A 17,218-nucleotide genomic window follows, 5' to 3' on the forward strand; every position below is an offset into this window, starting at 1 on the left:
TGCCACCGTACCCGATTCCGTCAGCGATATAAGGCTAGCGGATTCTCCGTGAGCACTCGCACAAAGTGATCCCGTCCTTCACAGATAGCTTCGAGCAACAACAACAGCGCTGCCTCGTCGGGCCAAGGGGTCGTAATGTTTGGGTGAGGCCAGTCACTCCCCCAAAGCGTGCGGGTCGGGGCAACCTGAAGTAAGCGCCGGATAATTGGGGCAGCGTCGTCGAAGGGCGGTACTCCACGCGAAATGCGATCTGCGCCGGACACCTTGATCCACCGATCGGGACGTGCCAGACTCTCTTCAAGTTCAGCAAACTCCGAATAATCGACCCCGAGTTCTGCCTCAACCCGCGCCATGTGATCGATGACAACGGGAATATCGCTATTCTCCAGGGCGCGAAGCGCCAGCAAGACTTCATTGAGCTTGCCGTGTACGAGCAGGTGCCATCCATGCGTGCGGATACGCGCTGCGATCGCCTTCATTCTCCCTGGATCCGTGCCACCCGGCAGGTGTGGCACGACGTTTAGCCTAGCCCCCCGGACACCCGCCTCGTGAAGCTGACCCAGCGTTATTTGGTCGACATCTGGCTCAATCAGGGCAATACCCCGATACCTTCCCGCACTCGCGCGTAGTGCCGCAACCAGTGCCGTATGATCCGAGCCATAAGCCGCAGCCTGTACCAGCACACCGTTCGTAATGCCGAGTCGACCATGAAGCGCCTTTAGCGACTCGAAGGGGGCTTCGGCCGGTCGATATGCCGCCTCAGCCGGTAATGGGAATTGCACCCATGGGCCAAATACGTGCGTGTGGCAGTCCCATGCCCCATTGGGGATCTGGGGAAATTGGCCTGGTTTTAATGGATCTTGTATCACACACCCTACCCGTTAAGCTCGTGAGCAATGCCGTCGGGCAATCCGACCTGAAATACGTTGATGGTCATCGAAATCAGTGTGTAGTACCCGGCCAATCCAACCAGATCGATGACCGCTGTTTCACCCAATTCCTGAACGGCTTGCGCATACAGCGCATCCGGAATTTCACGTGTTTGATGCAGGACAACGAGAAACGAATGTACGAGTTCCTCGTCCTTCTGGCCCGAGAACAATTGGCGCGTTCTGATGGCCTCGACGGTATTCGCAGCGACACCCGCTTTGAGTGCGATGGGCTTGTGTGCATACCACTCGTATTCGGAGTTCCACAACCTCGCCATCGTCAATATCGCCAACTCCGAGAGGCGCGGTGAAAGCGCCGTCTCGTATCTGCAGTAGCGTCCCAGCGATTGCGCATACTCGGCTAGACCAGGGTTGTTGAGCCAGACGGCAAGGGGACCACGCACTCCCTTGCGCGGCCCGGAGGCAATCTCGTCATAGATGCGACGCTGTGCGTCGCTCATGGCTTCCGGCACTGGACCGGAAATCCGCTGTTTCATGAGTCTCTCCACAAAAAATCGATGGCTATCAGTCCGATCGGACGGGCGCCCCCCCGTTTCTCAAGGCGAGGAGGGAAGGGAAAATTGGCCGTTACGGATTACGCCAGTACGGCGCATACAGATTGAATGTCGAAGGTGCCCGTCCCGCCGGTCGGCCGAGAAGCGCGCGCAACTCGACTACGCTCATGGCTGATGCAAACGTTGCGAAAACCCACAATTTTGTGATGTGCCCAGCATCGTCCTGGGAGACGAAACTACGGAGCTGACTCAAATCGGGATGAGTGCCCCACACATCGCGAATGCCACGGATGATACCTGCCGCTTCATCTTGGTTTTGGATTGCGAAACCGAGCCACGCCAGGCAGGCTGAATTTTTAGGATCATGCTGCAATGAGTCCTGCGACTCGAATGCCTGTGCAATAACACGAGTTCGCCCGATGGTTCGGGGCAATATCCGGCGACTCCATGGCGTGGAGCGTGGACCCGATACGCTCAGATACGCATCGCTTTCAAGTGCCGCTGTCGACGTAAGGTCGTAAAGTGCCAACCAGCGAGGCCAGCCGTCCAGGCACACCCAGCGGGACGCCGATTCAAACCCGGGGATTGCTGAGCGTTGAGGGAAATGCTCAAGGTCGTACCAGTCGTTGAATTCTTCCTCGAGCGAAGCAGGAGGCTCCATTGTGACGAGCAGCAGCGCGCGCGACGTCATATCTGCGCCCTCCCCGATGCCAAGGATGAGGCAAGACCATCCACATCGCCATTCTCTTCTTGACGCTGCACGAAGTCGATAATCATTCGAGCCAGCTCGTCAGGCGCCTGCACCGCCACCAGATGGCCGCAGTCAAGCTCGGCAAATTCGACGCGCTGTGGGTCACCCCACAGCGCGGCCAATTCAGCGACATGCAGGGGTGGACGCAGAGGGTCATGCGTACCGGCAACCATTAAGCATGCAACATGAGATCGAGCCAGACCATCGCGCAACTGCGCGCTGCCCAAGGCCCGATTGGCAAGACCGTAAGCCACCGGATCATTCCCGAGAAAACGTGCTCGATACGTTTCGAATCTAGCCGCCCCTCCCCGCTGTCGCAACGCCACCGGGTATGAGCGGTCCAGGGTCGCCGCCTCGATTGCGCGCATGCCATGATTAACGGCTAGATCCGATCGCTGTTCCAGATAGGTACGACGTGCCGCATCGGCTTCGAGCGCCGGCGCGCACAGCACCATACCGGCCACTCGTTCCGGATATCGTAACGCATGGATTAGCGCGACTGCTGCACCTGCAGCCGCCGCGACCAGCCAATACGGCTGAGGTAGCTTCGACTCAATCAGTACCATGTCAAGATCGTCGGCAAGTTGCTCCAGTGTCATCGGCTCACGGACTTTCTCCGAGCCGCCGTGGCCACGTTGATCCAATCGAAGGATGGTGAAATCGGCCACAAGCGGCTCGATTGCTTCATCCCAGCTTTCGAGACTCCCCCCCAGTTCATGGAGCATGACCATACTGCGCTTACCGTGTCCGGCGATGGTATAGCGCAAACTGATGGAATCGTTTCGTGTCCAGCGGAAATTAAAGGTCATCTTACAAGGGCATAGGGCTAACTTAGCGATACTGTGCACGCAGGCTCTTACATTGACAAAAACCGTTTTGCGATGGCAATCTATACCGGATCAGCATAGCTTCTTGTCCTTCCGTATTTTTGGAGAGTACCATCGACATCCGTGAATTACGCTATTTCATACAGATCGCCCGTGCAGGTAGTTTCAGCCGCGCCGCAGCCGAGCTCTATATCGCACAACCTGCATTAAGCCGCCAGATTACCAAGCTCGAACAAGAGCTCGGCGTACAGTTATTCGTACGACATGGGCGTGGCATCAAGCTGACGAATGCGGGTGCTTTGCTGCTCGACCGGGCGGAAATGATCACACATTACGTTCGCCAGGCGGGCGACCAGGTTCGTGCGGCAGGGGACGGTTTGAGTGGCCACATCACGATCGGGATGCCGCCGGCCATAGGCGTCCCACTGCTGCCGCGCGTCATTGAGTCATTCGCTAGCCGCTGGCCCAGCGTATCCATTCATGTTCGCGAGGGGCTAAGTACCTCGCTGCAAGAATGGCTGATTGACCGCCGTGTCGACCTCGCCGTCGTTTATAACCAACCGCCGCTCGATGCACTCGATATTGCGTCGATGTTCACCGAGCCCATGGTCGTCGTCTGCCCACCGGAATCGGACCGCCCCCCGCTGGCCGCGCCATTCCGGATCCGGGATTTGGCCGACCTGCCCTTGATTCTGCCCGGACTTCCGCACGCTAACCGGCGTGTCATCGAGCGTGCCGCGGTGCAGCACGACGTGCATTTGCGCATCGTGCTCGAAGTGGACAGTGTGCCATTGACCAAGGCGTTGGTCGCACAAGGTTTCGGCTATTCCCTGCTTACCTATACGGCCGTACAAGACGATGTCGCTCGCGGTCGCCTACATGCAGTCGCAATTGAGCGCCCCGCGATTCGCTCAACGGTATCGATTGCGACACTCCGGGACGTTCGCAAATCTCCCGTCATTGATGCCATGTTCAACGTTGTTTCGGACAAGCTTCACGAACTCGTCGTGAGCGACGCTTGGCAGGCGCAGGTTTCGTGGGTAGCGCTTGAATCGCCCGACGAGGAGATGTCGGTCTTGCCCTGACCGGCCAGCCGCTGCGCGAATAATTTGTTGATGGTAAAGTAATTAGGGCTGGTATAGCTGCGCGCGAAAGAGCTGTCCGGCTTACGCGAGATACGCAGGCTGCACACCCAATAAGCCTCTCCAACCTTGCCCATGCGCTACTCCCCGATTGAGAAATAAAAATGAGCACAATGCCGGGCGTGACGTATTCACCGCCGGCCGCGAAGGAAATGCATCGCGGTGAATTGCTCAGAATGGTTATCGCAGCGTCGCTCGTCAACGGTCTGGAAATCTTCGATTTCACCGTGTTCGGGTTCTTCGCGGTGCAGATCGGCGACCAGTTTTTCCCGGCCCGAGATCCGATGACATCGTTACTGTTGGCCGTCGCTACATTCGGCGTCGGCTTTTTCATGCGCCCTCTTGGCGCGATGATAATCGGCAGCTATGCGGACCGCGTCGGACGCCGTGCGGCAATGACGACGACCAGTTGGATGATGGCCTTGGGCACGGCGGCGATCGGGGCTTGCCCGTCTTTTGCCTCGATCGGTGTGGCGGCGCCGCTGATTGTCATTGCTGGTCGAGTGCTGCAAGGTCTCGCCGCCGGCGGTGAGATCGGCGCAACTGCGTCCTTCGTCATGGAAGCGGGGCCGCTGTCGCGGCGGGGCTATCTGATCGGTTGGCAGCTTGCCGCTCAGGGCGCGGCAGCATTGCTGGGCGCGTCACTGGGTGCGCTACTCACGCGTATTGTGTCGCCATCCCATCTCGCTGAGTGGGGTTGGCGCATTCCTTTTCTGATCGGTCTTCTGATCGTGCCGATCGGATTATATGTTCGGCGTCAGTTGCGCGAGACCACCATCCGTGACGCAAATGGGCGCAAGACCAGTGCGGTATTTACCGAGTTGTTTCGTGAACATGGCAGGGCACTGATCCTGGCAACCCTGATGATAATGGGGCGAACGGTACCGACTTACGCCATCGTTTTTTACATGCCGAGTTATTTGACTCGGGTAATGCATATGCCAGCCAGCACCGGATTTCTGTCATCCGTGCTATCCGCGCTGCTGCTGGTCGTTATCTCGCCTTTGTCCGGCCTGCTGGCAGACCGATTGCCTCGCCGTAAGCCACTGGTTCTGCTCACCTCGGGATGCATGGCATTGCTGGTCTACCCGGCCTTTCTGATGATTACCCGCATGCATAGCGTGTGGTCAGTCCTGTGTAGCGTCGGCGTCATAAGCGCATTATTGGCGCTCGGCGCCAGTGCCGGCACCGTATTGATACTTGAGGCGCTTCCTGCCCGGGTGCGGGCCAGCGGCCTTGCACTCTCTTACGCATTAGGCGTCGCGCTGTTTGGCGGCACGGCTCAATTCATCTGCACGGGGTTAGTCAAATGGACCGGCGATCCCATGTCTGCGGCTTGGTATGTTGTATTTGCATGCCTGCTGAGCTTCTGCGCACTCATGGTGTTTAAAGAGAAGTTTGCACAAGCCTGAACCAGGGGCGCAATGCAAATGCCTATCTGCCCACGAAGCGAGATCATTGAGATTTTTTGAGCGAGCCCGAACCACCGGTATAACCCCACTTTTCCAGTGAGTCGGCCAGGGTAAGGCAGGCTTGTGCAGTTTGTTGCGCCGTCAAGCGGGTGTGCCATTTACCGCTCAAGCCATCGCCAAAGTGCTTGCGATGCCAGTGACTGATCAAATCATATTCGTCATTGCCGGACTTCCTAATCCGGCCTGGCGGCAGGTATTGGAACCTGCCGATCAGACGTTCAACGACAGCCTGCGAATGCAAATGCTGCACCATCCCAAGATCAACCGGTACGGTCACACCTAAATAGTCCTTCAGGGCGAGAATCGTTTCGGTAGAGCGGTAGAAATGGTCCTCATAGCGCAACAGCGGCACGCCCAGCGCCTGGTACATCGTCAGCGACGCGCAGCTTCTTTGCAGAGCAAGCAAAGCATCTTCAAACGAAACATCGAAGCGCTCCATCAAAGACACCATGCAATCGCGCGGGTCGCGCACCGACAGAACACAGCCAGAGGCATGCGTCGAGAGGAATTCAAAGAGTGTGGAATCCGCTTTGTGCGACTTCAGTACCACGTAGTCGACTTGGTGCTCGCTTGCCTCCAGCACCGCCTGCAGCTCGGCAAAATTATCGTCGAGGTAAAACGCCACCACTGAACGTTGGGTCTGCCCCAGTAAATACCGCACAATGTTGTATACCCAGGTCGAAGCGCTGCCGGGTAAGCCGAGGCACAAAACGACTTTAGGAAATCGATGACTCATAGAATCACACCATGCAAGTACAGCACGCATCATGCATGAGTCCGGCGCAGAAACCCGTTTTGCAGAAATTTCAAAAAATTAAAATCCACCTTCAAGTCACTGCCGGGCGGCCGGCTTGCCTCCCCGGTACACTGCCCCGCTCGTGCGACGAATCCTGTCGACCGACCGGCAGCGCTTGACCCGCGGCGTTCGCGCCGCACACCGATGCGCGGTCATATAACGCGCATCGGTGTGCGACACACTGTAACCATTTGCCACATAACGATCTTGCCCGCAGCCGTCACGTTGATATACAAGGGGTCGTCAGCCTGACGTGCCGCAAACGCACTATACTCAGAGCTCGCGCAAGAGCGAGGCATCATGATCGATAACCTTAAAGCCTTAGCTGCCATCATCGACAGCAAATCGCTGACCAAAGCAGCGTCTCGGCTATGCTTGACGCAGTCCGCCATCTCGCGCCGTATTCAGCAACTCGAAGAAGCACTCGGCGGCACATTGCTCGATCGGACCCAGCGTCCGCCAACCGCTACGGCGCTTGGCCAGCGCGTCTATGAGCAAGCGTTGCCGATCCTGCGCGCGCTCGATGAACTGATGGCGATTACCCGGCCAGACGCGTCGCCCACCGGCACCTTGCGGTTCGGCATGTCCCAGGCCATCGGCGACGTCATGCTGGCCGACTCGGTCGAGCAAGTGGCAAGAGAGTTTCCAGGACTCGACGTTCGCGTGCGCGCTGGCCGGGGCGACCAACTGGCCGTCCAGGTCGGCGCGGGTGATCTCGACGCCGCCATCGTCATACTACCGCTGGACACACGGCCGACGCCGCCGTTGATGGGCCGGATCATAGCCACCGTCGATGTGGCGATCGTGCAGAGCCGTCGGCGCCCACTGGTGAGTGACCCGGTCCTCCTTGCCGAGCTAGCAGAGCAAGACTGGATCTTGAACCCGCTGGGCTGCGGGTATCGCGCCGAGTTGGAACGCGCCATGGGTGAGCAGGACGGCAGCCTGCGTGTCGCGGTTGACACCTACGGCATTGAGATCCAATTGCGCATGGTCGCGTCCGGTCTGGGGCTTGGCCTCGTGCCGCGCAGTGCGCTCAAGGCCAGCGGCAACCGCGACGGCGTCGCGATCGTAGAAGTCACCGATTTCGGTATGGCGCTGGACATCTGGCTGGTCCATCTCAAGGAGTTCGGCAACTTGAAACGGGCAATCGAGTCGTTGGCAACGACCGTTGCCGACGGCTTCGCCCTCTACGCCGCTACTTAGTCGGCGAACGAGCTTGCGTGCATCTCTGCACCAAGCTGCAATACCGTACAGCTCCCCGTTACGATGCTTCTTCAGTGACGACTGCGATGTCCTTAGAGTCATCAAATAGCATGCTCGTCAGTCATGCAAATCATGCAAATTATTCGTTTGTTGCGACGCCTCGTTCGGCATAGGCTCTATATCAAGCTAATCACTATCACCTGACAACGCCGCTACAGTTCCATTTGGATAAATGGTCCGCGTAAAGGGCTGCAGGGCTAAATCGTGTTCTCGAAGATTGGTGAGTTGAAGATTTTTTGGTTCTTCCCAATCGATAGGAGAATGAAAATGCTCAAGCTCAGTATTCTCATGGTGCGCCGCAGTGACCTCACCTACGAGGCCTACCTCAAATATTGGCGTGAAGTTCATGCACCCCTCTTCGCCGCCCAGTCAGAGTCGAAAAAATACGTTCGCCGCTACATTCAAGATCATAGAACCGGCGATTCGTTACCGGGGACAACAGCCTCGAACTTCGACGGCATCGCGGAAATTTGGTTCGATGACATCGCCGGGGCAAAGGCATTCTTCGAATCGGATGGCTACAGGAAAAACGTGATCCCCGACGAAGAGGCGTTCATGGACCGCAAGCGCTGCGAGTTGCTCTACACCCACGAATACAGTGTCATGGCTCAATGACGTGACCTCTCCCCCTCCTTGATCAACGTTTCTTCCTAAAACGGAGATTTCACGATGAGTACGCCAGTGTTCGAGAAGGATCTGACGGGCCTTCTGGTGGTCGATCCTTATAACGATTTTATCTCGGAGGGCGGCATTCTATGGCCGCTGATAAAAGAGATAGCAGAAGCGGTTCAATGTGTACCGAACATGCTTGCGGTCCTTCTGGCTGCACGCGCCGCAGGCATACGAGTGTTCTTCGCACCGCACCACCGAGACCGAGGGCCCGAGGACGAAATCGAGGGCTGGAAGTACATCGCACCTATTCAGAAGTTCGCCCACCAAAAGCGAATCTTTGGCGCTGGAACCTGGGGCGGGACCTTTCGCGACGAATTCACCCCACTGCCCGGCGAAGTGGTTGCGCAAGAACACTGGTGCTCCAGTGGTTTTGCCAACACAGACCTGGATCTCCAGCTTAAGAAGCACGGTATCCACAAATTGATCGTGATCGGACAAAAGGCGAACACCTGCATCGAGGCGACAGTGCGTTACGCCGCAGAGCTCGGATACGACGTCACTCTGGTGAAGGATGCGATCGCCAGCTACCAATGGGAGGAGATGCGCACGACACTTGAAGTCAATCTTCCCAATTACGCCACCGCCATCATCAGCGCCGCCGACACCATTGCGGCGATCAAGCACACTTGAGGAGAAAAAATTGAGCCAAATCTCGCTTAATGCATTGCTCGCGACCGAAACGTCTGCGGCCGTTCCCCGTCTCTCGGCTGCGGAGATGCTCCGTGCTCCCGAAAATCGGGAAATCTACGATATCTGGACGCAGCAACCGTCCAACCCGGAAGCGTATTCAGGAAAACGCCTGGCTGTCGTTGCCACCGACGGAGTGGAAGAAATCGAGTTGATGACGGTACTTCATTTCTTTCGATCAAGGGGCGCGCAAGTCCATCTTATAGCGCCCAAAAAGCCGTCATTTCCGCCCATGTTCGGAGTGCAAATTCCGGCCGTCAGGGAGACTCACATTCTGACGATACACTTTATCGAGACGGCCGGATGGATCGCATTCGATAAGCTTTTGGACGATGTTTCGGCCAGTGACTATGACGCGGTGATCATCCCCGGCGGCGTGTGGAATCCCGATTCGCTTCGGGCCGATACACACGTTCTCGACTTGGTCCGCGAGATGGCGAAGCAAAACAAAGTGGTCGCCGCGATCTGCCATGGGCCTTGGATTCTGGCGGATGCGGGCCTCCTGAAAGGCAAGCGCGCAACCGCATGGTGGGCGACCAAGAACGATCTGACGAATGCTGGCGCTACTTATGTCGACGAGCCCGTGGTCGTGGATGGCAAAATTATCACGTCGCGCGCACCCACTGATTTGGCTCCATTCGTTACGGCAGTCGGAGCCCAACTCTGACAGACTGTCATAAGAAAGCGACTTACTCTTTCGCGGGAGCGTGAGCGTGAGCGACCTAGCTCACCCCGCATCAGGACATGCTTGCTTGATACTTCTCACGCCATCGTTACAGCATGCTCTCCGGTACCAGCGGGCCGAGTAGTTCAACCCCCACGCGCTCCCACTCACTGGTGTTCGGATCATGATTGACCACTTCCACGTACTCTTCCGACGAGCCCACCCATTGGAGATGACCATCTTTGGTCAAACGCACGTTATATGCACTGCCTAAATCAAGCAGTGCGTTGACTTCCTCGGTGAGTTCGGGGCTATTGACGATGACCGCAATCTCGGTGTTCAGATTGGCGGAGCGATTGTCGAGGTTCATCGAACCGATGAACAAGGTCTTGCGGTCGAAGGTGGCCAACTTGGCATGCAGCTGCGCGCGCGAGGCACCAAAGTCGCCGAACTTGCCGCGCTTGAACGGCTGGGTTGGGTCGAGCTCATAGAGCTCGACACCCAAATGCAGCAGACGGAATCGATAACGGGCGTAACCGATATGCGCCAATATGGTGTCGTTGGATGCTAGCGAATTGGTAAACACCAGCACCTTCACACCGCGCTCACGCATCGCGGCAATATGCGCGATGCCTTCCTTTCCCGGGACGAAGTACGGTGATATTGCCATGAATTCATGTTGCGTCGTGGCCACCAGAGCGGAAAATTCCCGACGCGCCGTATCGCCGTGATCGCGCTGGCCGGACCCGGCAATTTTATCGGGCATGTCCGCCACGACGCGTCCCGAAGCTTCGATCAGCGACACGGAATCGCCGCGCAACTGATCGACCAGCGCTTCGTAACGCTCCATGCCGAGATTCATTCCCGGGGGATCCGGTTTCATTATCTCGCCGGTCTGATCCATAAAGTACTGCTCAGATCGTCCGCGCGAGCTTGGCGATGCGATCTGCGCAATTGGGTAGGCATACTCGCTGTTCCAATACGCATCGAACGATTTGGACAGATCCCGCACTATGGGTCCGGCCGCGAGCAAATCGAGGTCGAGAAAATTATGATCGGGTTTACGGAAGAAATATTCGCCAGCGATATTGCGCCCACCCATGACGGCGAACGTGTTATCGGCGATAAAGAGTTTGTTGTGCATCCGATGATTGTCGCGCTGCAGATCGGTCAACGAGCTGGCGAAGCGCAGGGGAATGGAGGAGCGCCCCGCCGGGAAGGGATTGAACAACCGTACCTCGATGTTCGGAGTCTCCGCGAGCGACGAGAGCAGCGCATCTTCACCCACCGTATGCAGGTCATCGATCAACACACGCACCCGCACGCCGCGCTTGGCCGCCCGATATAGCGCGCGTAGAAAATACTGACCCGTGGTGTCGGCCGCGATTTCGTAGTATTGGACGTCCAGTGTTTTCTCGGCCCGGTTGGCGAGGATCACCCGGGCGGCCATCGAGCCATAGGAAATCGGCAAGATCTGGAATCCGGAATCGCCCGGCGTGTGGAGCGAATTCGCGGCGAGCCGCGCCAATTGTGAGTCGGCCGGCGGCTCGAGCGCTACCGTGGGCGCTCGCTGCGCAAGCGGTGGCAGCGAGGCACAGCCGGCCAAGCTGATCGCGAACGCGAAAAGAATGCCGAGCTTCATAAGCGCTTCCTATTCGTTGACAGTTCGCGGCTCATAGAGAGGTTCAAGTTGGGGCTTGAGAACGTCTGCGTACGACGAAAGTATGAGGCGAAATGCCCGTCGCTGCTCGAAAACGCGCAGCGAAACGCATAGGCGAGAGGCCGACCGTGGCATCTCATCCTCTCCATGTGTCGAGTCTGGGATTGGTTGGCCTTGAAACGAACGCTACTGCACCGCAACGAATCGTGCCGCCGGCGGTGTGTGCTGGCAAAACGTGCGATTCGGCAAGTCAGAAATGCTAAGGCCCGGTGACCAGCCTCATCTTCGGCCTCGGCGTGCGTTCCCTTGTGAAATTCGTCAACCACGATCTCTTTCATGAATGTTTACCCCTTGGACGTTCCCAGTAGGTTTTCGTTGATATACAGTGCGGATACGCTCGAAACCGCTGGTACAAAGGGGCTATGATCTGGCACAGCGAGTCAGGATTAGGCTGGTTCGAGAGCAACAGCAAAGCACGGCGCAGAAATGGTGTTCGAGGGCCCTCGAGATGCTTTTAGGAGCCCTGACCTCTATCGATGAACGTTTTATCTAGCGGAAAATTCCCCCTGCCTTCAAGGTATTTCAATAACTTGCCAGGTAATGTTTAATTGAGGAGAATTTAAAATTACTTTTTTCAGCGCAATTTGGTGCAAAGAAGCCCCGGGATTTTCTTCTGATATAGTTATATTAAACAGATTCGACGATGGAATATTTCATGTCGTAAAAAATATCCTAAATATAAAGAGTGGCGATTCCATATTAATTAACGGTGCGCTCGGTTTTGGAGAGTTTTTCTTCGATCTTTGGGTTGGTGTGTTCGTCGCCATTTTCAAACGAAATGTTATTCTGCTCATTTCCGATGTGACATGGCATCCTCGAACAATCGTAGTGGAAAGCCGAGTCGCAAAGCTGTTTCGTTTATATTCGTGGTTTCAAAAACGCTTGCTTTTGATGTGTGAATCCCCCACCACACATTACTGCTTTCTGTCTAAAGCAGAAGTAAATTTGTTTGCACAGGAAACTGGAATAGATCCACACCGCGTTCATTTCACTAAATTTTCCTCCCAATTGCCACTCGAAATTCTAGACGAGCTGTTGTCTATTTCCGATATTAAAGATCGGGAAAAATACGTGTTTTCCGGCGGAAATTCTCTCAGGGATTACGATACACTGCTTGGCGCTGTTGACGGATTAGACACAGGCACTATGATTGCGAGTTCAAATAATCACGTTTTCGACAATTCCAAAGTCGAATTCAAGTATTTGAATCAAAAAGATTACTTCAAGGCCATGGCAGCGAGCGCGGTAGTGGTGGTACCGCTAATTAAAACCGAACGTAGATCGGTTGGTCAGCAGACCTATTTAAACGCCATGGCGCTGGGAAAATTGACGATCATCAGCGATGTAATCGGTGTACGAGACCATGTGGAAGCGGATTCTCAGGCTCTGTTAGTGCCACCCAACGATGTTAATGCATTACGCGATCGCATTACGTGGGCACTTGATCAACGCAATAGCGCGCAGGTCGATGCGATCGCCAGAAATGGGCGTGTAGTGGCAGAGCAAATGACATTTGCCCATTACTGTCGAAATCTGGAGGATCTGTTACGAAGAATTGGATCACCCCGTCTCGCATAGACGGATTTTCCGATATATCAGACGCTTGCAGCAGCATACTTGGTGACATGCGTCGCTTCTGCGCCAAAAATCAGACAGGCCCATCGCCGCCCACGCCCGGCGCCTGCACCCGATCATTAGACAACCGTTGTGTAACGGCTCCTCGCCGGAACCTATTGGCAAGTCAACCGACTACTTGCTCTCCCGGCTTTGCGTTGCGCCGGCGCCTGGCTTCATGCTTCCGTCGGCCTGCGGAACTTCCACCGGCTTCACTTCGACCGGGGCGGTGCCATCTTTTTTCAAGCCGAGGTTATCAGCGGTCTTGGGCGACACGTCGACGATCCGATCCTTAACGTAGGGTCCTCGATCCCTGATCTCGACCACCTCGCTGTGCCCGTTTTCGAGATTCGTGACCCGGGCCTTGGTGCCAAGCGGCAGAGTCTTGCTCGCTGCGTTACTGGATTGCGGGTCCATGTGCGTACCGTCGGCCATCTTTTTTTTGTAAAACGTGCTGCCGTAGTCGCCGTAGTAAGAGGCCTCGCCCTTGCGGGTCTTGCCTGAGCGGTCGAGATGGGCATGGTGAGCCGACTTCGACTTCGGCTTTGCCTGCCTGGGATGGGTAGACGTGGGATGGGTAGATGTCGGGTCTTGCGACGCGAGCACCGTGCTCAGGCAGCACGACAGGAGCAAAAATAGAAGCGTTCGAAGCTTGCGTCCTCGGCCGGGACATAAACGGGTAGGGTCGACGTCGTCGCCAGACTTGTACATCATCCGTGCCGGCCCCATCTCAACCCGCATCCGTTGCGTTTTCAGACGCACCCATTGCGTTTCGGGGAGAAGGCCGAGCAGCCGATTCTCAGTGGCATGAAGATCATTTTCCATTTGGCAGTCCTCTTGCGCCTGTGATGCCTGAAGACACCAGTGGGACGCAGGTTCTGCCTTTTTGACAACACGTACAATGGGTTGGTTTCGGCAGGCCGCGTTGCTTCAGTGCTGCCTCTCCCAGGACTCGAAAGATCATGCGTGCTGGTATAAGATGAAAAGGGATGAAAACCCGGGCGACCGGTGCGATCCAGGGAGGACGAGCCATGGGAAACAGATACGAACGCTCGCGTATGTCGCGCTCGTTCACGTACAAAGGTATCCAATACCATCCAGGCGTACTGGCGGTTCTTGCCACACAACTGCTCTGCCTGTGCGTGTTTGCGTTTGCACCTGAAAGCTTCAACCACAACAAATGGCTGTCCGCGGCAATCGCCTTTAGTCTGCTCTTCGGACTACTTCTGTCGCTCGGTTTTTTCGGAACATGGAATCAGTTTAGGGACGATGTCGGCCTGTGGAAGTTCCTCAACGTGAACCCGGTCGAATCGGCCGTTGCGATCGCCACGGCAGGTGAGGCGCTGGCGATTTTATTGGATGGCTAAGCCAAGAGAAGCGCTCGACACACGTCACGGGCACCATGCAAGATATTGGTGAACCGCCTGAATGGCAGCAGCCCCCTCTCCCACGGCAGTCGCCACTCTCTTGACGGAGCCGCTGCGCACGTCACCGGCAGCAAAGATACCGGGCCGGCTTGTCTCGCTATCATGCGGCGGGCGGTCCGCTTTCCACCTGTCGCCTGTATCGGCACCGGTCAGCACAAAACCATCCTTGTCCAAAGCGACGCAATCGCCAAGCCATCGGGTATTGGGCTCGGCGCCGAGAAAAAGGAAAACGTGCCGGACGGGCTTGTGTTCGATCTGTCCCTGCCGGTCCCACTTTATCGCCTCAAGTTTCGACTCGCCGCATAACTCGACGATCTGCGTCCGTGTGTGAAGCGTGATGTTGGCCGCCGCGTTAATCCGCCTGATCAAATAAGTCGACATGCTTGCACTGAGTCCGTCGCCGCGAATGGCGACGTGGACATGACGCGCGAACCTCGCAAGAAATACCGCCGCCTGTCCGGCCGAATTCCCACCGCCGACCACAATCACCTCTTCGTTGTTGCAGAACGCACCCTCCATGAAAGTTGCGCTGTAGTAGATGCCGCGCCCCTCGAAATGCTCAAGACGGGGAAGGTCCGGCTTTCGATAACGCGCGCCGGTAGCGATGACGACAGCGCGAGCGTGAACGCCTTCGTCGTGATTCAGTCCGATGTGAAACGATAGCGGGTCCGTGCAGTCGATCTTCAGTGCCTCGATAGGTACGCCGACCTCCGCGCCGAACTTGCGACATTGAGACAGGCCGCGGCCGGCTAGCGCCTGCCCCGATATGCCAGTCGGAAATCCAAAGTAATTCTCGATCTTCGAACTGGTGCCGGCCTGGCCCCCTGGCGCCTTGGCATCGAGGACCGCCACCTTCAACCCCTCCGATGCGGCATAAACCGCGGCCGCGAGCCCCGCGGGTCCCGCGCCGACCACAACGAGGTCGAAGTGCTCGCCATTCAGCCTGTCCGGACTCAGACCGATTGCATCTGCGACGGCCCTGTGGCTGGGCTGTATGAGCACGGTGCCTTGCAACGTGACCACAATCGGGATGTCGGCTTCCGTTGCGCCATACCGTGCCAGGAGTTCTTTTGTCTCAACGTGCTCGACAATATCGAAGTAGGCCGAGGGCTGGGCGTTGCGGCTCAGGAAGTGACGCAGGCGCAGCGTAGGGCCGGAGGCTGTACTGCCAATCACGATCATGCCCGTGTGCTGGCCCTGGATGAAAGCGACCCGGCGCAGGATATAGGCGCGCATGATGGTTTCGCTTAACTCGGCTTCAGCAATCACGAGCGCGCGCAGCGACTCCTCGTCTATGACGATGACCTCGCAATCGGAAATGGCGCGGGTCGTGGCCGACGCGGCCCGGCCGGCCAGCGTGCCAACCTCACCGGTGAAACTGCCGGGGCCATGTGTACCCAGCAATCTGGGACCTTGAACGGACCCTCTGGTCGACTCTATCGTTCCGGAGAGAATGGCGAACATCGCGATGTGCCGGTCGCCTTCGGAATAGAGGATGTCGTTGGCTTTGAGCTTGCGGCGCTCGCCGTATCGCTCCAATGTCGCCAGTTGCCTTTCGTCCAGAGTGGGATATACCTGATGGTAGCGGCTGCCACCTGACGATAGCTCGTGGGGCTTGCCTGAAGAGTCTTTGCTCATGGTGGGTTCCATCAAGTCAAAACGCGATTCTTGTCGTGGACCTGCTGCATCCAGTACGGGAATGATATCTCCCGTCGCGATACGCGATCAAGCCGCTCTGGGCGCAGTCAACCGACAAAACCGTCGACGGTAGTCGGATGGCGTCAGGCCCACGACTTTACGGAAAATCCGGCGAAACCCGCCGACATCGGTATAGCCAATCGTCGAGGCAATTTGCTCGACACTTGTCCGCGAGAACTCAAGCATCTCTCGTGCCCGGGTAATTCGAAGTATCTGCTGGTATTCGCTGGGCTTCATTCCCGTTGCTTTGACGAAGCGGCGCAGGAACGTCCTGGGCTCCAGACCCGCCCGTTCAGCAATCTGGACAACGCTGACCGGCTGCTCCCGAACGGTCGCAAGCCAACTTTGTGCCTTCAATATTGCCGGGTCGCCATGCTTCAATCTCGGCTCAAAATCACTATAGAAGCGTTGTTCTCTTCCCGGCGGATCAATCACCATGTAGCGCGCCGTCTCAAGCATGACAGTTAGGCCTAGAAATCTTTCAACAAGACGTAACCCCAAATCCGCCCATGCAAGCGCGCCCCCGGCGGTCACGACATCGCCGTAATCGATCACCATGTGTGCGCTTTCCATCAGGACTTCAGGAAATCGCGCCGCAAAGTTTTCGGCGAGCGCCCAATGCGTCGTTGCTTGCCGACCTGATAGCAAGCCTGTTTTGGCTAAGAGAAAGACGCCACCGCACACCGCTGCCAGAACCACCCCATCGGCGTGTCTCAGCCGCAACCAGGGCGACAGCAAACTGTCTTTTTCAGCTTCGAACGGGGCGCGCGTGTTCCCTGGAAGGACCAAAAACGACGGGGCGTGCGGCGTCCCGGGATGAGTGTCGTAAATGCACTCGATCGCACCGCTGCGGTCGTCCAGTAGCCAACGCGTGATGCGCAAAAGCGAGTTTTCGCCGCTGGTTTGATGCTTGGCTGCAGTCTCGCCCGCGTACTGAAACAAGTCAGTGAGGCCGTAGATACCCGTGTTCGAGGTGCCTGCGTCGCAAACCAAGCCGACTTCGATCCGCGACTTCGAAGGTAATGCTGTTTTAACCATGAT

Annotated in this window: 17 protein-coding genes; 8 read left to right on the plus strand and 9 right to left on the minus strand. The window is 56.8% G+C overall.

All coding sequences use genetic code 11. From position 1 onward, the window contains the following. Positions 1 to 20: 20 nt before the first annotated feature. From GSQ77_RS14955 to GSQ77_RS14970, 4 genes are all read right to left on the minus strand, one after another. Complete coding sequence (locus GSQ77_RS14955; protein WP_301951156.1) at positions 21 to 869, minus strand: amidohydrolase; 849 nt, start codon at positions 867 to 869, stop codon at positions 21 to 23. Between the two features lie 5 nt (positions 870 to 874). Next, positions 875 to 1,426, minus strand: a complete 552-nt coding sequence (locus GSQ77_RS14960; RefSeq protein WP_158903531.1) for a carboxymuconolactone decarboxylase family protein — start codon at positions 1,424 to 1,426, stop codon at positions 875 to 877. Positions 1,427 to 1,517: 91 nt separating this feature from the next. Then, positions 1,518 to 2,135, minus strand: coding sequence for a DUF4286 family protein (locus GSQ77_RS14965; protein WP_158903532.1), 618 nt, complete (start codon positions 2,133 to 2,135; stop codon positions 1,518 to 1,520). After that, positions 2,132 to 3,004: an alpha/beta fold hydrolase gene (locus GSQ77_RS14970; protein WP_367889672.1), complete on the minus strand. Its 873-nt coding sequence runs from the start codon at positions 3,002 to 3,004 to the stop codon at positions 2,132 to 2,134. Before GSQ77_RS14970 ends, GSQ77_RS14965 begins: the two co-directional genes overlap by 4 nt. Before the next feature lie 119 nt (positions 3,005 to 3,123). Here GSQ77_RS14970 and GSQ77_RS14975 point away from each other — a divergent pair, with 119 nt between their 5' ends. Next, positions 3,124 to 4,107: a LysR family transcriptional regulator gene (locus GSQ77_RS14975; protein ID WP_254067633.1), complete on the plus strand. Its 984-nt coding sequence runs from the start codon at positions 3,124 to 3,126 to the stop codon at positions 4,105 to 4,107. 161 nt (positions 4,108 to 4,268) lie between these two features. After that, on the plus strand, positions 4,269 to 5,576 hold the full coding sequence (locus GSQ77_RS14980; protein ID WP_254067634.1) for an MFS transporter: 1,308 nt from the start codon (positions 4,269 to 4,271) through the stop codon (positions 5,574 to 5,576). Positions 5,577 to 5,619: 43 nt separating this feature from the next. Here GSQ77_RS14980 and GSQ77_RS14985 read toward each other — a convergent pair whose 3' ends face one another. Then, positions 5,620 to 6,372 (minus strand): hypothetical protein, encoded by a 753-nt coding sequence (locus GSQ77_RS14985; protein ID WP_158903534.1) that lies wholly within the window; start codon positions 6,370 to 6,372, stop codon positions 5,620 to 5,622. Between the two features lie 360 nt (positions 6,373 to 6,732). Here GSQ77_RS14985 and GSQ77_RS14990 point away from each other — a divergent pair, with 360 nt between their 5' ends. The 4 genes from GSQ77_RS14990 (at position 6,733) to GSQ77_RS15005 (ending at position 9,721) form a co-directional block, all read left to right on the plus strand. Further along, entirely contained in the window at positions 6,733 to 7,635 is a 903-nt protein-coding gene (locus GSQ77_RS14990; RefSeq protein ID WP_158903535.1) for a LysR family transcriptional regulator, read from the plus strand. 327 nt (positions 7,636 to 7,962) lie between these two features. Further along, entirely contained in the window at positions 7,963 to 8,310 is a 348-nt protein-coding gene (locus GSQ77_RS14995; protein ID WP_158903536.1) for an EthD domain-containing protein, read from the plus strand. A gap of 54 nt (positions 8,311 to 8,364) precedes the next feature. Then, a complete protein-coding gene (locus GSQ77_RS15000; RefSeq protein ID WP_158903537.1) occupies positions 8,365 to 8,997 on the plus strand; it encodes a cysteine hydrolase family protein in 633 nt (210 codons plus the stop codon). A gap of 10 nt (positions 8,998 to 9,007) precedes the next feature. After that, positions 9,008 to 9,721, plus strand: coding sequence for a DJ-1/PfpI/YhbO family deglycase/protease (locus GSQ77_RS15005; protein WP_158903538.1), 714 nt, complete (start codon positions 9,008 to 9,010; stop codon positions 9,719 to 9,721). Between the two features lie 106 nt (positions 9,722 to 9,827). Here GSQ77_RS15005 and GSQ77_RS15010 read toward each other — a convergent pair whose 3' ends face one another. Next, entirely contained in the window at positions 9,828 to 11,360 is a 1,533-nt protein-coding gene (locus tag GSQ77_RS15010; RefSeq protein ID WP_158903539.1) for a phospholipase D family protein, read from the minus strand. Between the two features lie 831 nt (positions 11,361 to 12,191). On the opposite strand from GSQ77_RS15010, the gene GSQ77_RS15015 reads away from it, so the two are divergent. Next, positions 12,192 to 13,016: a glycosyltransferase gene (locus tag GSQ77_RS15015; RefSeq protein WP_158903540.1), complete on the plus strand. Its 825-nt coding sequence runs from the start codon at positions 12,192 to 12,194 to the stop codon at positions 13,014 to 13,016. Positions 13,017 to 13,187: 171 nt separating this feature from the next. On the opposite strand, the gene GSQ77_RS15020 is transcribed toward GSQ77_RS15015, so the two are convergent. Next, the gene (locus GSQ77_RS15020) at positions 13,188 to 13,877 is read right to left on the minus strand and encodes a septal ring lytic transglycosylase RlpA family protein (protein ID WP_254067635.1); all 690 of its coding nucleotides are present in this window, start codon (positions 13,875 to 13,877) and stop codon (positions 13,188 to 13,190) included. Between the two features lie 164 nt (positions 13,878 to 14,041). Between GSQ77_RS15020 and GSQ77_RS29540 the strand changes: the two genes are divergently transcribed. Beyond that, positions 14,042 to 14,419, plus strand: a complete 378-nt coding sequence (locus tag GSQ77_RS29540) for a hypothetical protein (protein ID WP_254067636.1) — start codon at positions 14,042 to 14,044, stop codon at positions 14,417 to 14,419. Between the two features lie 24 nt (positions 14,420 to 14,443). On the opposite strand, the gene GSQ77_RS15030 is transcribed toward GSQ77_RS29540, so the two are convergent. After that, on the minus strand, positions 14,444 to 16,117 hold the full coding sequence (locus GSQ77_RS15030) for an FAD-dependent oxidoreductase (protein WP_158903541.1): 1,674 nt from the start codon (positions 16,115 to 16,117) through the stop codon (positions 14,444 to 14,446). Between the two features lie 87 nt (positions 16,118 to 16,204). Beyond that, on the minus strand, positions 16,205 to 17,215 hold the full coding sequence (locus tag GSQ77_RS15035; RefSeq protein WP_158903542.1) for a GlxA family transcriptional regulator: 1,011 nt from the start codon (positions 17,213 to 17,215) through the stop codon (positions 16,205 to 16,207). Positions 17,216 to 17,218 lie beyond the last annotated feature (3 nt).

This window comes from Burkholderia sp. L27(2015) (genome assembly GCF_009765705.1).
Classification (GTDB): domain Bacteria; phylum Pseudomonadota; class Gammaproteobacteria; order Burkholderiales; family Burkholderiaceae; genus LMUX01.

Coding starts and splice junctions, on each gene's coding strand:
- GSQ77_RS15000 (WP_158903537.1), top strand. CDS start 8,365: ATGAGTACGCCAGTGTTCGAGAAGGATCTGACGGGCCTTCTGGTGGTC.
- GSQ77_RS15030 (WP_158903541.1), bottom strand. CDS start 16,117: ATGAGCAAAGACTCTTCAGGCAAGCCCCACGAGCTATCGTCAGGTGGC.
- GSQ77_RS15020 (WP_254067635.1), bottom strand. CDS start 13,877: ATGGAAAATGATCTTCATGCCACTGAGAATCGGCTGCTCGGCCTTCTC.
- GSQ77_RS14960 (WP_158903531.1), bottom strand. CDS start 1,426: ATGAAACAGCGGATTTCCGGTCCAGTGCCGGAAGCCATGAGCGACGCA.
- GSQ77_RS14990 (WP_158903535.1), top strand. CDS start 6,733: ATGATCGATAACCTTAAAGCCTTAGCTGCCATCATCGACAGCAAATCG.
- GSQ77_RS15010 (WP_158903539.1), bottom strand. CDS start 11,360: ATGAAGCTCGGCATTCTTTTCGCGTTCGCGATCAGCTTGGCCGGCTGT.
- GSQ77_RS14970 (WP_367889672.1), bottom strand. CDS start 3,004: ATGACCTTTAATTTCCGCTGGACACGAAACGATTCCATCAGTTTGCGC.
- GSQ77_RS14980 (WP_254067634.1), top strand. CDS start 4,269: ATGAGCACAATGCCGGGCGTGACGTATTCACCGCCGGCCGCGAAGGAA.
- GSQ77_RS15035 (WP_158903542.1), bottom strand. CDS start 17,215: ATGGTTAAAACAGCATTACCTTCGAAGTCGCGGATCGAAGTCGGCTTG.
- GSQ77_RS14985 (WP_158903534.1), bottom strand. CDS start 6,372: ATGAGTCATCGATTTCCTAAAGTCGTTTTGTGCCTCGGCTTACCCGGC.
- GSQ77_RS29540 (WP_254067636.1), top strand. CDS start 14,042: ATGAAAACCCGGGCGACCGGTGCGATCCAGGGAGGACGAGCCATGGGA.
- GSQ77_RS14995 (WP_158903536.1), top strand. CDS start 7,963: ATGCTCAAGCTCAGTATTCTCATGGTGCGCCGCAGTGACCTCACCTAC.
- GSQ77_RS14965 (WP_158903532.1), bottom strand. CDS start 2,135: ATGACGTCGCGCGCGCTGCTGCTCGTCACAATGGAGCCTCCTGCTTCG.